Source organism: Streptomyces sp. a15, from assembly GCF_059026085.1.
Genome location: NZ_JBWLKM010000028.1, coordinates 1 through 14,074, shown reverse-complemented (window position 1 = coordinate 14,074; position 14,074 = coordinate 1). Strand labels below are relative to the sequence as shown.

Here is a 14,074-nt window from a genome sequence, read left to right as displayed (position 1 = left end):
CGCGGATGTAGGCACGACGCCGCCCGCGCCCGCGCGGTGCTCGGAGCACCGGCGAGCGCGGCCGGACTGCGTGGGCTGCCTGGAATCCGCCGGGTGGTGCGGCTGCCGGTCAGCGGCGCAGCTTCACCTTGCTGACCGCGGCGACACCGAAGGCCGCGAGCGCGATCTGGATGATCCACTCGACCCAGTCGACGCCCTCGGTGTCGGCGACATCGAGGCCGGATGCGATGCCGGTTCCGATGAACGCCGCGATGATGCCGACCCCGATCGTCCAGAGGATGCCGATCCGCTGACGGCCGGGGAGGACGAGTCGGCCGAGAACACCGATCACGATACCGATGACAATTGCGCTGATGACGCCTGAGATCTCCATGAGCGGTCTTTCACCCCTCACTCGTTGGTGACGAACGAGTGCCCCATCGAGAAGGCATCAGTCCGTCTCTCATCACGACTCCGTTCGTCCGCCGGTGCGCCGGGCCTGGCATTCCGGGTGTCCCCCGGTCAAGCAGGGGGTTCTTTCCAGTACGGAGTCGGGGGACCGTCGGAGCGAGATACGCCGGCGACGTCTATAGCGTTCCGGTGCATGAGGACGTGCCGCGTCGGCCGTCCAGTGAAGGAGCCGCACCCAATGGACCGGACCAACGCCACGCGCCGGAGCGTGCTCGCGCTCGGCACCGCTGCGGCAGCCACACCCTTGCTCGGCGGAGTTCCGGCCCAGGCCCAGGCCGCGGCGGGAGAACTGGACGAGCTGGGCATCACCGAGCTTCGCCGGCGGATGGACGACGGGCGGCTCGACGCCGAACGGCTCACCCGCTACTACCTGGAGCGGATCGAACGCGTCGATCCCCTCCTGCACGCGGTGATCGAGGTCAACCCCGACGCGCTGCAGGAGGCCCGTCGCCTGGACGCCGAAGGCAACCGCCGCGGGCCGTTGCACGGCATGCCCATCCTGCTCAAGGACCTGGTGGAGACCGCGGACCGGATGCACACCACGGCCGGATCACTCGCCCTGGAAGGCCTACGGCCGACAGCGGACGCCACAGTCGCCGCCGGATTACGTGCGGCCGGTGCCGTCATCCTCGGCAAGACCAACCTGAGTGAGTGGGGGGCGGGATGTCGCTCACCCACCACGCGGGGTGGAGCGCCCGTGGCGGGCAGACCCGGAACCCGTACAAGCTCGACCGGTCGCCGAACGAGTCCAGCTCCGGTGCGGCGGTCGCCGCCGCGGCCAACCTGTGCGTCGCCGGGATCGGAACCGAGACGAACGGCTCGATCATCGACCCCGCTTCGGCGAACTCCGTGGTCGGGGTGAAGCCGACCGTCGGACTGGTCGGGCGCGGGGGAGTGATCCCCGGGGTGCCCAGCCAGGACAGCGTCGGTCCGATCGCGCGCACGGTCCGCGACGCCGCGATCCTGCTCGGCGCCCTCGTCGGCGTCGACGACCGCGATCCTGCGACCGAGGCCAGCCGCGGGCACTTTCATCGTGACTACACCCGGTTCCTGGATGCCGGGGGACTCCGGGGAGCGCGGATCGGCGTACCGCGCGCCGTGTACTTCGGTTACAGCCACCACGCCGACGAGATCGCGGAGCGCGCGATCGCCACGTTGCGCGAGGCCGGTGCAACCGTGGTCGACCCGGCCGACATTCCCACGGCCGAGCAACTCGAGGACCTGCCCAGCTCGCCGGTCGTCCAGGTGTACGAGATCAAGCGCGCGCTGAACTCCTACCTGGCCGGCGCCCGCGGTGACCACCCGCGCAGCCTGGCGGAGCTGATCGCGTTCAACCGTGCGCACGCCGACCGCGAACTGCGCTACGTGCGCCAGGACGGACTGGAGGCGGTGCACGAACTGCACGTCACCGAGCGCGAGTACCGCGAGGCGCTGGCCACCAACCACCGGCTGTCGCGCGCCGAGGGCATCGACGCGGTACTGCGCCGATTCCGCCTGGACGCGCTGGTGATGCCGACCACCGGACCGCCGGCCAAGATCGACCTGATCCGCGGGGACAGTCACGGCGGCGGCGCCTCGACGCCCGCCGCGCTCGCCGGATATCCGGCGATCAGCGTCCCGGCAGGCTTCGCGTTCGGCCTGCCGGTCGGTCTGACGTTCATGGGCACGGCGTGGAGCGAGCCGACCCTGCTCCGCCTGGCCTACGCCTACGAGCAGGCCGGCCGAGTGCGCCGCCCGCCGACATACCGTCCCGCGGACGTCGGTTTCTGACCCGACCGCGGTCCATGTACTGCGAGTTGAGGCGGCCGACGTCTTCCGTCGGCGGACCTTCACAGAAGGGCACCGTCGTGCCTGCCGACGAGACCGGCAACTCCATCAACAACCACCTGAGCACCTGGACGATCGCCTACACCATCGAGGGCATCCGCGAGTGGATCTTCCAGCAGCACAAGTGAGCCGCGTTCAAGGCATCTCCACGCATGATCTCGATGCGTGTGTGATCACCGCGGGTCATTGACATACTCCGGCCGTGGATACGAGTGCGAGGGCAGACGGGCTCCGGCCGGTGCGACCGGTTCGGCCGGCGCCTGCGATCGGAGCGGGCCGTCCCGTGGAATTGGGCGCTGCGGCCCGCAGAACCGGCGGATGTCGAGGCGATCGCGGAGCTCCGGGCGACGGTGATGCGCCCGGACCTGGAACGATTGGGACGGTTCGACGAGCATCGAGTCCGGCAGCGGCTGCGGGATTCCTTCGCCCCGCAGCACACGTCGGTCATCGTGTCCGACGGTGCCTTCGCGGGCTGTGTCGCGGTGCGTCCGGCCGAGGACGGGCGGTGGCTGGAGCACTTCTATCTCGCTCCGGACCTGCAGGGCCGCGGGCTCGGTTCGGCCGTCCTGCGGCACCTGCTGGAGCGGACCGACGCCGACGGTGCGCTCGTCCGCCTGAACGTCCTGCAGGGCAGCGCCGCCCGGCGACTGTACGAGCGCCACGGGTTCACCGTGGAGGTTCAGGACCCGATCGACGTCTACATGGTGCGACGGCCGGATGAGGGCGCCCTCGGAACGTGAGGTGGGATGCGGATGGTCATGCGGTACGTCGTTCGTGTGGGCCCTTGCCTCTTGGCCGTATCCGGTACAGCACACACCGGCGAAGCAGCCCTTCGGCCACGCTCGGATCCTCGAAGTCGTCGGCCGGGTCCCGGATCATGCCGATCCGGCGCATCACTGCCCGGGAACGTAGGTTGTCGACGGTCGTCGACGCAACGATCTCCGGCAGCCCGAGAGCGTCGAAGCCGAAGGCCAGGCAGGCCAGGGCAGCCTCGGTGGCGTAACCGTGACCCCAGGCCGAACGCGCCAACCGCCACCCGATGTCCACCCCCGTGAACGGCATGTCCTCGTCCACCTCGTCCAGGCCGGCGCGGCCGACGAACTCACCGGTCTCCAGCCTGGGGCCACTGCTGACACCGGAGCAAAGCGATGTGTTCTCGGACTTCGGGATCGGCGTTCATCGCCGCCCACGGTCCGAGGGCGGACTCCCGCCACCGGGGGAGCAGAAGACGATCAGTACGCAGTTCTGGCATGCCGGTCAGCCAACGCCATCACGATCGGGGTGTCGATCGGTTGTGTCGAATCTTGCGGTGCTCGCCCATGCCCGCCGCACCGCGCAGATCTTCTTTACGGCCCGGGACGGCGTGCGGCTCTGTCGTGGTCAAGGTGTCGCGCAGCAGATCCCGCAGTGTGAGTGCCGCCGGTAGCGGGGCAGCAGGCAGCGCCACATGTACGGTCCGGCGCAGGGCCGGGTCGGTGAGGGGGCGCAGGACGAGTTCGTCGGGGACCGCCCAGGCGGCCAGCGAGGGGACCAGTGCCACCCCGAGTCCGGCGGCCGCGTAGCCGAACTTCCCGGACCACTCCGCGATCCGGATGATCTTCCTGGGGGTGAAGCCCGCCCGCGAGCAGGCGTCGGCGAGCATCGTGGGACGGTCGCCGTACGCGTTCTGGAGCCAGGCCTCGTCGCGCAGTTCCCACAGGTCGACCGTCCTGGCGTCGGCCAGGCGGTGCTCGCGGGGGAGAGCGACGAGGAGCTCGTCCTCGCACAGCATCGTCGTCGTGACACCGTCGGCCGGCGGCAGACCGGACGGGTAGTCGCTGACGACGGCGAGATCCAGCGCTCCGTCCGTGAGGCGCTCCACCAGCGTGTGGGTCGGGCCCTCGACCGCGACGACCTCGACATCCGGCCTGGCGTCCCGGAGTGCCCGCAGGGCGGTGGGCACCAGCGAGATGTTGGCGGTGGCGAACGCGCCCATGTGCAGCAGCCCGCCGTGCCCCGCGTGCAGCACGGCCAGCTCCCGTTCCGCCCGCGACAGCCGGTCGAGCACCTCCATGGCGTGGCGGTGCAGCGTACGGCCGGCGGGGTTCAGCCGTACGCCCCGAGGAAGCCGTTCCAACAGCGGTCCGCCCGCCTGCTGTTCAAGCGTGGCGATCCGTCGGGACACCGCGGACTGCGTGTAGTTGAGCCGAACCGCTGCTTTCGTGAACGATCCGGTCTCGGCAACGGCCACGAGCAGCCGCAGTGCGTCGATCTCGAACACGTTCCCCCTCCCCCCAAGGCCCTCATCCGGCCACCACCATCGTGGCCAACACATTCCCCAGACGCATAGATCCCATGCAATCCAGTCGCTGGTGGAATGCCTTGCCCCACCCTAACGTCGTTCACGCGGCGGAGCTTCGGAGGGGGAGCGAGCTCCGCCGCACCCAATGGCCGATGAGATCCGAGGGGGGAAGTGTGTTGTCACGAGGGGGAGTTGGGATGGGGCGGGACCGGTGACCCGGCGGCCTGCGCTCACGGTGCCGGCGATGCTGGCCGATCTGGAGGACCTCGTGCTCTGCGAGTCCTTCTCGGCGGACCACGCGGCGCTGGCGCGAAGCGCCGAGGTGGTCGGCGCCCTCGGGACGAGGCTGTTGGGGGCCGCGCCGGAGACGATCGTGATCGACGGTGTGACCCATCTGCGGTGGAGCTTCGGCACTCCGCGGGTCCTGCTGATGGGACACCACGACACGGTGTGGCCCATGGGCTCGCTCCAGACGCACTCCTGGTCGGTTGCCGACGGGATCGCCCGCGGTCCCGGGGTCCTGGACATGAAGGCGGGCCTGGTGCAGATGTTCCACGCGCTGGCCTCCCTGCCCTCCCCGGACGGGGTGTGCGTACTGGTCAACGGGGACGAGGAAGTCGGCTCCGCGACCTCCCGGCGGCTGATCGAGGAATCCGTGCGGGGGTGCGCGGCCGCCTTCGTGCTGGAGGCGTCCGCGGACGAGGGGGGTGCCCTCAAGACCGCCCGCAAGGGCACTTCGCGATACGAGGTCGTGGTGCACGGCCGGGCCGCGCACGCGGGTCTGGAACCGCACAAAGGAGTCAACGCCGCGGTCGAGGCCGCTCATCAGGTGCTGGCCGTCGCCGGCCTCGGGGACTCGACGGGCGCGGTCGGTGTCGCCCCTTCGGTCCTGGGCTTCGCGACCGTCACGCCCACCCTGCTGTCGGCCGGCAGCGCGCGCAACACGGTGCCCGCGCTGGCGCGGGTGTCGGTGGACGTGCGAGCGCCGACCACGGCGGCACAGAACCGTATCGACGAGCTCATGCGGGGGCTCACCGCCCGGACGCCCGGAGCCCGGCTGGAAGTGCTGGGCGGCAGGCAACGGCCGCCCATGGAACCGGAGTCCTCCGCCGGACTGTTCGCCCTCGCCTCCCGGCTCGCCGCGGAACTGGGCCAGGAACCGCTGCGGGGCAGCGCCGTCGGTGGTGCCTCGGACGGCAACTACACCGCGGCGGCGGGCTGTCCGACGCTGGACGGCCTGGGCGCCGTGGGCGGTGGCGCGCACGCGGACACCGAGTACGTCGAGATCGCGCAGATGGTCCCCCGCACCCGGCTGCTCGCTCACCTCATTGACCACACGACCAGCTGAAGCGGCCTTGACGAGTGTCGCTCCGAAACGAAACCGAGGCCCCTGTATGAGCGTGCCGGGTTCCCCGTCCCCTGAAGCCGCCCAACTGGCTTCCCGTAGAGGCTTCGGCCGACTCGAACACACCTTCCTGCCGAGGAAGGAGGTCGACGTGCAGGAGAAGTACCGGGGACTGTTCATCGCCGCTTCCCTGACCGGCATCGCCGTCCTGGCGACCGGAGGCATCCTGTTGTGGGTCTACACGAGCTGGTGGGTGGCGTGGTACCCCCTGTTCTTCTCCGCGCTGGGCACCGGTGCCCTGCTCAACAGCCCCAACTTCCGGAAGAAACTCGGCAGTCAACGCCTGCACCTCTTCGAGAGGGGGCTGCTCGTGGACAGGGGCGCCGGCCAGTTGTTCGCGGTCCGCTGGGACCAGGCGGTCCATTACCAGGAAACCGTCCAGGAAGTGATCATCTACAAGGGCACGAAGACCCCTTACAACACCACGCACACCTCCACCCTGGTAGCGCCCAACGGCACCAGGGTGCAGATCTCGTCCCGCTTCGCCGACTTCGGGACCTGGCTGCCCCTGATCTCCGAGGCCATCGCCCGCGCCCAGGCCCAGAAGGTGTGGGAGGCGGTCCGTGAGGGTCAGAAGGTGAGTCACGGCCCGTTCAGCGTGGACGCCACCGGTATTTCCACCGAACGCGAAGGGGTCCTGCCCTGGTCGGCCGTCGCGACGATCGATGTCGGCGGGGGCTTCGTGGCCGTCCGGCAGCACGGACAGCCCAGAGCCTGGGCGCTCGCCAAGGTCGAGACCGTGCCGAACCTTCTCGTCTTCCTGACCATCGCCTCGAACCTCTACGGCTGAGGAGCAGGTGTCACGGTGTACCTGGTGGCGGGCGCATGCACAGCCGCATGTGCCCGCACGCGGCCGTGGCCGCGTGCGGGACACCGGGTCAGCTGAACGGATCCAGTGTGAGGTAGGCCTGCCGAGGGTTGCCGTCGTGGACGAGGGACTCGTGATGGCCGACGTCGTCGAAGGCGAAGGCGTATGCCTTTCCGTCGGCCATCTGCGCATGGATGAGCCGCGCGTAGTGATTGGTGACGGCGTCCTGGTAGAAGGCGGTCGCCGAGGCGTCGGGCTGATTGGGGTTGGCCAGCAGCGTGGAGCGGTTGAAGCCTGCGCACAGGGTGCGCGAGATCGGCCCGCGCACCGCGTCGTTGGGCGCGTCGAGGAGCCTGTGGCAGCCGAAGATGCTGTTCGCGTCCGGCTTCTGGAAGCTGGTGACGACGGCGCCGGAACTGTTCGTGAAGTTCATGACGTTGCCCGATACCCGGCCGTAGTACTTGGTGTTCGGCTGATCGGCGAACGGCGTGACCGTCAATGTCGTCGACGCGTACTTCTGCCAGACGCGGTTGACGTAGTCGTCCATCACGGAGGCGGACAGGGCTCCGGTCTCCAGCCCGTACCCGGGTGAAAGCGCACGTAGTGCCGTCCCGTCGGACCGGGTCTGGATCAGGTTCCCCCAGCCGCCCGACTGCCCGCGCAGGCCGTTGAGGACCGCGTTGTATCCGCCCGCCTTGAGATGACCGGTGTTGATGGTGCTGCCGTCGGCGCGCTGCACACCCACTGCGTACGGGGCGGAGAACATGTCCACCTGGGTGCTGTTGAGCCACAGCCCGGCATCGTTGAGCGTGTACTCCGACCAGTTGAACAGGATGTTCCGGTTGGGGTCGCTCGGATTCTGCACGGCGGGCTGCACCAGGCCGCCGGTGGTCAGCTTGAAGACGAGCTTCTGGCCGTAGGAGAAGTAGATCCGGCCGGAGAACTTGGGTATCCGGATCGTGGCCGACTGTCCTGCGGCCGGTCCGGGGATGGCAGCGTCCGGTGCCGGTGTGGGTGGGTTGCCGCCGGCGGGCCAGGGGTGGAACGTGCCGCCCGCGTCGGCCCAGCCCTGCTGGCCGGTCGAGAGCAGCGTGCCGAGGTTGTAGATGTAGACCTGTTCGCCGCGGCCGGAGCTGTTGGTGATCTTGAGGGGGATCGTGGCGGGCACCGCCTGCGCGGGCGACGGCGCCGCGAAGGCAAGCAGTGCGCCCAGCAGGGCGGCTACCGCGGCCAGGGCTGCGAGTGGGTGTCTGTTGTGTTGGGGGAGCACTCTCGACCTCCGTGCGAGTGGGGGGAATCGAGCAGGAGCGGCTTGGTCCGTACCTATTGAGAGCGCTCTCAGCGTCGCGCTGAGACGAGGACATGTCAATGCGTAGGGCGTGGAGGTGTGTTGCCCCGGACGGCCCCGCTCGGTGTCGTCCGGTCGGCGGATCCGAGGCGGGGCGGCGCACGGCACAGTGGAGGTGTGAACGCAGACGACAGGAACATCCTGGCCCGGGGACGTGTGGCGACCAGGCTTCCAGCCCAGGACCTGGACCGGGCGCGGCGTTTCTACGCCGAGCAGCTCGGTGGAGCCCGTCGACGAACGGCCCGGTGGGCTGCTGTATCGGTGCGGCGGCACGGACTTCGCCCTGTTCAAGTCGGCGGGAACCTCGCCCGGCACCTTCACTCAGATGGGATGGGAGGTCGACGACATCGAGACCGTCGTGTCCGAACTCAGCCGGCGGGGCGTGGCGTTCGAAGAGGTCGACCTGCCCGGGTTCCGAACGAAGGACGGAATCGCCGACATCGACGGGAACTACCCGAGCAAGGGAGCCCGTGGCGAACGGGCCGCCTGGTTCCGCGACAGCGAGGGAAACATGCTGGGCATCGGTGAACCGGTCGTCTGAGTAGAGCCCCGTACGGCGTTCGACTCCCGTACGCCCGACGTCCGGTCGACGCCCCCGGAAACCCGCCGCACGACGGCGGACAGAAAGCGTGCGCCAGAGTGTTGCCCACGCGGACACCGACGCCGTCGAAGGCCGAGCCGTCCCCGTGTTCTCCGGTGTGCGGACTTGGCGCAAATGCAGCCGCGCGGACCGGAATCCGCGATTGTTCCCTGCCTGGCGGCGTCAGCACATGCCAGTCGACTGCTGTTCATTAACTGCCGAGTAATGCGCAGGACGACTTTTGTTTCCCTGGGGATAACCGGCGTCGTGCAGCACGCCTGAACACCTATTCGGAATTCGCTCATTTATTTCCGGCGGCGGCACAACCAACCGGAAACACGGCCCGTCTAAGTCGGGGAATCAACGACGCGCGGGGGGTGACGTCCCCGAAGGAGACGCCGTGCGTCCCGAATGCTCTGGGGGCCTGCCACACATGGATTGCCCGACCGTGCCCACGGCCGTATTGCCGCACGCACGAACGTTTCTGCCTTCGGGGCGTCGCCGTACCGCAACCAGGAACTGCTGCTGGGCACCCGTGTCTACACCGTCCCCCGCCTCACCGTGCGAACCGGCGCCGGAAAGCCGGCGGACCGCAGCCACGACGCGCGGCCGGGGCTGCGCATTGCCGCCCCACGTTCCGGGACCCCCGCACAGAAGCCGACGATCACGGCCCGGTGCCCGGCGGACAGCGAGGTGTACCTGTGGGCGCCGAGGTTCGCGGGCACCGCACGGCTCACCGGCGACTCCGCGCGCGGCCTGACCGGGCGGTTCCGGTCCGACCCCGTCGCCAAGATCGCCGCCATGCAGCGCCTCGGCACGGTCCCGGCGTCCGGCCGCCTGCGCATCGAGCTGTCCCCCGAGCGGACGGGCACCGTCCCGGACGGCGCGGTCGGCTGCCTGGACACCGCACGGCTGCGCACCGCCGTCGGGCGGCTCGAGGCAACCGGCGCCACCGAGGTGACCGTCTCCGGCGGCACGATCCGGGCGGAACTCCCCGCCGGCAGCACGGGAACCGCCGTCGTCGCGCCCCCCCGGATCGCCGGTTGGCGGTGTGCCGCGGGCGACGCGTCCGCCGTACCCGCGGGGGATTACTACGGACTGATCGCCGTGCCCCTCGACGGCACCTCGACCCACGTCACCTGCACGTTCCGCCCGCCCGGTCTGCGGCTGGGCGCGGTTGTCGGGGGCGTCTCGTTGCCGGCCCTGGTCCTGCTCGGTGCCAGTGCGCGCAGACCATGGGCGGGTTCCAGGAGGCCCCGGGCATCGGCTACGGCTTGGCCCTGACCAGTCCCGCGTCGTACGCCATGATCACGGCCTGGATACGGTCCCGTGCCCCGATCTTGGCGAGGACCCGGCCGACGTGTTTCTTCACCGTGGACTCGGTGAGCACGAGCCGTTCGGCGATCTCGGCGTTCGTCCAGCCCTGGCCGATGGCGACCAGTACCTCGTGTTCGCGGTCGCTGAGCGTGTGCAGCCGGGGGTCCGGCGGCGGGGGAGCGTCGGTCGGGGCGAGTACCTGGTGGGCGTAGGCGTCCAGCAGCCGCCGGGTCAGGCTCGGGGCCACGACGGCGTCGCCGGTGGCGACCGCGTTGATGCCCGCGACGAGTTCCTCGGGGCGGGCGTCCTTGAGCAGGAATCCGCTGGCACCGGCCCGCAGGCCCTCGTACGCGTACTCGTCGAGGTCGAAGGTGGTCACGATGAGCACGCGGGTACGGCCCCCGCCGGCGACGATCCGGCGGGTCGCCTCGATGCCGTCCATGCCGGGCATGCGTACGTCCATCAGGACGACATCGGGGCGCAGTTCCGCGGCGAGGCGGACGGCTTCGGACCCGTGCTCGGCCTCGCCGACCGGCGTCATGCCGGGGGTGCCCTGCAGCAGCATGCGGAAGCCGAGGCGTTGCAACGGCTGGTCGTCGGCGATCAGCACCGTGGTCATGACAGATGTTCTCCTGATGCCGACGGGGCGGGTGCGGCGGGCACGTCGAGGACCACGTCCACGATCCAGCCGCCCACGGTGTCGCGTGGGCCGATGGTGACGGCACCGCCGTACATGGCGGCCCGCTGGCGGATGCCGACCAGGCCGTGCCCGGGTTCGCCGGTCCCGCCTCTCGGCTCCGTTCGCCCGCCCGCCCCGGGCGGTGCTCCCGTGTCGGCGACCCGGATCCGCACGTCCCGGGTGTCGGCGGCCACGGTGACCTCGGCGGCGGAGCCCGTACCGGCGTGCTTGATCGTGTTGGTGAGCGCCTCTTGGATGATGCGGTACACCGTGAGCTGTACGCCGTTGCCCAGAGCGTCGAGATCCCCCATCGTCCGGTAGGTCACCGTCAGCCCCGCCGCGCGGACCCGGCCCAGCAGTGCGTCGAGGTCACGGATGCCCGGCTGGGGGCTGAGCAGCCGCACGTTCTCCTGCTGCTCCGCACGGAGAACGCCCAGCACGCGGCGCAGTTCGCCCATGGCCTGCCGCCCGGTGTCGCCGATGATCCGCAGGGCTTCGGCGGAGTTCTCGTTCCTGTTGGCGGCGAGGGTCGCGGCGCCGTCGGCGAGTCCGACCATGACGGAGAGGTTGTGGCCGACGATGTCGTGCATCTCGCGTGCGACCCGGGAGCGTTCGGCGGCGGCGGTGAGCCGGACGCGTTGGTCGCGCTCGATCTCCAGCCGCGCGGCCCGGTCCTCCAGCGTGGCCAGATACATCCGGCGGATACGGAGCGTGAGTCCGATGGCGACGGCCGCGGTCGCCGTTCCCACCAGGAAGAAGATGCCGGGCAGTGGATGCTCGACGGGCACCAGGAAGAACACGGCCAGTACCAGTTCGACGAGGGTCACCGCCGCGGCCCAGCCCAGTATCCGCAGCGAACCGTGCAGGGCGAGGCTGTACAGGGCGACGAGCATGCTGATGCCGGCCTGCTGCCAGATCCCCAGGGACCACTGGGTGAGGGACACCAGCGCGATCGCGAAGAACGTGAAAGCCGGGGCCCTGCGACGCCACCACAGCGGCACGATGGTTGCGATGGCGAATACGAGCACCACGGCGGTCGGCAGATCGCCGCGGTTGCCGGTGTCCCCGAAGGGGCCGTCGTCGCCACCGCCGGAGAACACGTCGGGCAGGCTGATGAGGGCGATGGCCAGCACGACCACGGTGTCGAGCAGCCACGGATGCCGCCGGTCCAGCCGCTGCTGTCGGCGCTGCCCGCGCAGCAGACGGCCCAGGAGCGGGTGCGCCCAGGCGGCGTCGAGCCCAGAGGGCGGGGGGAGTGCGGTCCCCCGGGCCGTGTCCGCGCCGGCTGCCGACGGTTCCGGATTCATGGCACCCATTGTCATCGGTTCGCTGGTCAGGCGTCGGTTCGTGCCAGTCGGTATGCCGCTCCGGCGAGAGTCAGTGCCACCCAGCCGGCGAACACCGCGAGCCCGGCTCCTGGCGAGAGGGCGTCCGAGGACTCGTGCAGGGCGTACATGGCGGACCCCGCGTTGCCGGGGAGGTAGGGGGAGATCGTGTCCTCCCACGAGTTGGGCAGCAGGCTGGTCAGGCCGGACAGGATGAGCAGGACGCCGACCAGGATCGCGATGCCGCCCGCGGTGGACCGGACCAGGACTCCCAGGGCCACGCCGAACACGCCGACCAGGCCGAGGTAGAGGCCGGCGCCGACCAGGCTGCGCAGTACTCCTTCGTCGCCCAGGGACAGCGCGATCTTCTCGCCGTCCAGGCCCAGACTGCCCAGCTGGAACGCGGCCAGCGCGCCGATCGTGGCGAGGACGAACGCGGTCGTCCCGAACACGGCGCTCTTCGACCACAGGACCGGCAGCCGTCGTGGCACTGCGGCCAGCGTGGAGCGGATCATGCCGGTGCTGTACTCGCCGGCGGAGATGAGCACCCCGAGCACCCCGATGGCCAGCGACGCGAAGGTCGAGCCGGTCAGGGCCACGCTGATCGCGTCGCTCGCGCCGCCGGAACCAGGGCCGGGCGGCCCGTCGTTCGTGGAGGCGTCGGGACTGTAGGTGGCGGAGGCGATCGCCCCGATGGCGATCAACAGGAGGAGGGCGACGCCCAGGGTGATCCAACTGGAGCGCAGCGACCAGAACTTGGCCCACTCCGAGCGCAGCACCCGGCGGCCGGTCACTGTGCGGACCGACACCGTGGGAAGGGTCGTGACGGTCATCAGGCGGCCTCTCGGGCGGTGGTGGCGGGGGCGCTGTGGTACTCCACGGCGTCGCTGGTGAGTTCCATGAACGCCTCCTCCAAGGAGACGGACCGCGGGGTGAGTTCGTACAGCGGCACCCCGTGCTGAGCGGCGATCGTCCCGATCTCACGGGCGTCACGCCCGGAGACCAGTAGTTCCTCGGCCGAGGAGGAGCTGATCGTGACATCCGGGCCGGCCAGCAGCGAGCGCAGCTTCTGGGCCTCGGTGGTGGCGACCTTCACACCGCCGCCGCCCGCCTCCCGTACGAAGTCGTCGACCGTCGTGTCCGCGAGCAGCCGCCCCCGCCCGATGATCACCAGATGGTCGGCGATCAGCGCCGTCTCGCTCATCAGGTGCGAGGAGAGCATCACCGCGCGGCCCTCGTCGGCCAGCCCGGACAGCAGATGGCGCACCCACAGCACGCCCTCCGGGTCGAGGCCGTTGACCGGTTCGTCGAGCATGACGACCGCGGGGTCGCCGAGCAGGGCCGCCGCGATGCCGAGCCGCTGGCCCATGCCGAGCGAGAAGGCGCCCACCCGCTTGCCGGCCACACTGCCAAGACCGGCCAGCTCGATGACCTCGTCCACCCGGCGGCGGGAGATGCCGTGGGTGTGCGCGAGCGCCATCAGGTGACCGACCGCGGTGCGCCCGGGGTGGACGGACTTGGCCTCCAGCAGGGCGCCGATCTCGTGCAACGGCGCGGCGTGCTGGGCGTAGCGACGCCCGTTGACGGTCACCGAGCCCCCGGTGGGGGAGTCCAGGCCGATGATCATGCGCATGGTCGTGGACTTGCCCGCGCCGTTGGGGCCCAGGAAGCCGGTCACCTCACCGGGCTTGACGGTGAAGCTCAAGTGGTCGACCACCGTCTTGTCCCCGTACCGCTTCGTCAGCTCACGCGCTTCGATCATGGGAGTGGGCCTTCCTCGCCTCGAACTCGGCCACGGGCACACCGCGGCATCCGTGTTCGACGCTATGAGGGCATCCCGTCCCGACTCTGGGACCACGGGAGACTCTTCGGCGGTCGACTGGTACCGCGGTACCAGTCCGAGGCGTCTAGGGGGTGTTTCGAAAGTCTTGTGCGGTGCCCGCGGTGTCCGGTGCGTGCTCTCGGTGTGCCGGACGAAAGGCCCCGTCGATGGCCCGGACGTACTTGGGGTTTCGGCCGGTGCGGCGAGAGTGCGTGCCGGGCGCCGTGGGTGC

At 70.1% G+C, this 14,074-nt stretch carries 11 protein-coding genes and 4 pseudogenes; 7 read left to right on the top strand and 8 right to left on the bottom strand.

Annotated elements, in window-relative coordinates; all coding sequences use genetic code 11:
* Positions 1-109 precede the first annotated feature (109 nt).
* Positions 110-373: a GlsB/YeaQ/YmgE family stress response membrane protein gene (locus AC5P09_RS26380; RefSeq protein ID WP_493876252.1), complete on the bottom strand. Its 264-nt coding sequence runs from the start codon at positions 371-373 to the stop codon at positions 110-112.
* A gap of 210 nt (positions 374-583) precedes the next feature.
* Here AC5P09_RS26380 and AC5P09_RS26375 point away from each other — a divergent pair.
* The 3 genes and pseudogenes from AC5P09_RS26375 to AC5P09_RS26365 all read left to right on the top strand — a co-directional run.
* A pseudogene (locus AC5P09_RS26375) lies at positions 584-1,081 on the top strand (amidase family protein); the annotation flags it as partial.
* Positions 1,082-1,113: 32 nt separating this feature from the next.
* Positions 1,114-2,220, top strand: a complete 1,107-nt coding sequence (locus AC5P09_RS26370) for an amidase family protein (protein ID WP_493876251.1) — start codon at positions 1,114-1,116, stop codon at positions 2,218-2,220.
* A gap of 353 nt (positions 2,221-2,573) precedes the next feature.
* A complete protein-coding gene (locus AC5P09_RS26365) occupies positions 2,574-3,017 on the top strand; it encodes a GNAT family N-acetyltransferase (protein ID WP_493876322.1) in 444 nt (147 codons plus the stop codon).
* A gap of 16 nt (positions 3,018-3,033) precedes the next feature.
* On the opposite strand, the pseudogene AC5P09_RS26360 reads toward AC5P09_RS26365, so the two are convergent.
* Positions 3,034-3,529, bottom strand: a pseudogene (locus AC5P09_RS26360) (GNAT family N-acetyltransferase).
* An 18-nt stretch (positions 3,530-3,547) separates the two neighbouring features.
* Positions 3,548-4,537, bottom strand: a complete 990-nt coding sequence (locus tag AC5P09_RS26355) for a LysR family transcriptional regulator (protein ID WP_493876250.1) — start codon at positions 4,535-4,537, stop codon at positions 3,548-3,550.
* A 265-nt stretch (positions 4,538-4,802) separates the two neighbouring features.
* Here AC5P09_RS26355 and AC5P09_RS26350 point away from each other — a divergent pair, with 265 nt between their 5' ends.
* Entirely contained in the window at positions 4,803-5,906 is a 1,104-nt protein-coding gene (locus AC5P09_RS26350; protein ID WP_493876249.1) for a M20 family metallopeptidase, read from the top strand.
* A 148-nt stretch (positions 5,907-6,054) separates the two neighbouring features.
* The gene (locus AC5P09_RS26345) at positions 6,055-6,753 is read left to right on the top strand and encodes a DUF6585 family protein (protein ID WP_493876248.1); all 699 of its coding nucleotides are present in this window, start codon (positions 6,055-6,057) and stop codon (positions 6,751-6,753) included.
* An 88-nt stretch (positions 6,754-6,841) separates the two neighbouring features.
* Here AC5P09_RS26345 and AC5P09_RS26340 read toward each other — a convergent pair whose 3' ends face one another.
* Positions 6,842-8,041, bottom strand: coding sequence for a glycoside hydrolase family 64 protein (locus tag AC5P09_RS26340; protein WP_493876247.1), 1,200 nt, complete (start codon positions 8,039-8,041; stop codon positions 6,842-6,844).
* Between the two features lie 195 nt (positions 8,042-8,236).
* Between AC5P09_RS26340 and AC5P09_RS26335 the strand changes: the two are divergent.
* Positions 8,237-8,660, top strand: a pseudogene (locus AC5P09_RS26335) (VOC family protein).
* Between the two features lie 516 nt (positions 8,661-9,176).
* Positions 9,177-9,983 (top strand): annotated as a pseudogene (locus AC5P09_RS26330) (YfhO family protein); the annotation flags it as partial.
* Here AC5P09_RS26330 and AC5P09_RS26325 read toward each other — a convergent pair.
* From AC5P09_RS26325 to AC5P09_RS26310, 4 genes are read right to left on the bottom strand one after another with little or no spacing between them, the layout of a single operon-like run.
* Entirely contained in the window at positions 9,967-10,635 is a 669-nt protein-coding gene (locus AC5P09_RS26325; RefSeq protein WP_493876246.1) for a response regulator, read from the bottom strand. The pseudogene AC5P09_RS26330 and the gene AC5P09_RS26325 sit on opposite strands and share 17 nt — an antisense overlap.
* Positions 10,632-12,002, bottom strand: coding sequence for a sensor histidine kinase (locus AC5P09_RS26320; RefSeq protein ID WP_493876245.1), 1,371 nt, complete (start codon positions 12,000-12,002; stop codon positions 10,632-10,634). Before AC5P09_RS26320 ends, AC5P09_RS26325 begins: the two co-directional genes overlap by 4 nt.
* A 26-nt stretch (positions 12,003-12,028) precedes the next feature.
* Positions 12,029-12,853, bottom strand: coding sequence for an ABC transporter permease (locus AC5P09_RS26315; protein WP_493876244.1), 825 nt, complete (start codon positions 12,851-12,853; stop codon positions 12,029-12,031).
* Complete coding sequence (locus AC5P09_RS26310) at positions 12,853-13,782, bottom strand: ABC transporter ATP-binding protein (RefSeq protein ID WP_493876243.1); 930 nt, start codon at positions 13,780-13,782, stop codon at positions 12,853-12,855. The genes AC5P09_RS26315 and AC5P09_RS26310 overlap by 1 nt, the downstream gene beginning before the upstream one ends.
* Positions 13,783-14,074: the final 292 nt, after the last annotated feature.

Coding starts and splice junctions, on each gene's coding strand:
- AC5P09_RS26350 (WP_493876249.1), top strand. CDS start 4,803: ATGCTGGCCGATCTGGAGGACCTCGTGCTCTGCGAGTCCTTCTCGGCG.
- AC5P09_RS26370 (WP_493876251.1), top strand. CDS start 1,114: ATGTCGCTCACCCACCACGCGGGGTGGAGCGCCCGTGGCGGGCAGACC.
- AC5P09_RS26380 (WP_493876252.1), bottom strand. CDS start 373: ATGGAGATCTCAGGCGTCATCAGCGCAATTGTCATCGGTATCGTGATC.
- AC5P09_RS26320 (WP_493876245.1), bottom strand. CDS start 12,002: ATGAATCCGGAACCGTCGGCAGCCGGCGCGGACACGGCCCGGGGGACC.
- AC5P09_RS26310 (WP_493876243.1), bottom strand. CDS start 13,782: ATGATCGAAGCGCGTGAGCTGACGAAGCGGTACGGGGACAAGACGGTG.
- AC5P09_RS26315 (WP_493876244.1), bottom strand. CDS start 12,853: ATGACCGTCACGACCCTTCCCACGGTGTCGGTCCGCACAGTGACCGGC.
- AC5P09_RS26325 (WP_493876246.1), bottom strand. CDS start 10,635: ATGACCACGGTGCTGATCGCCGACGACCAGCCGTTGCAACGCCTCGGC.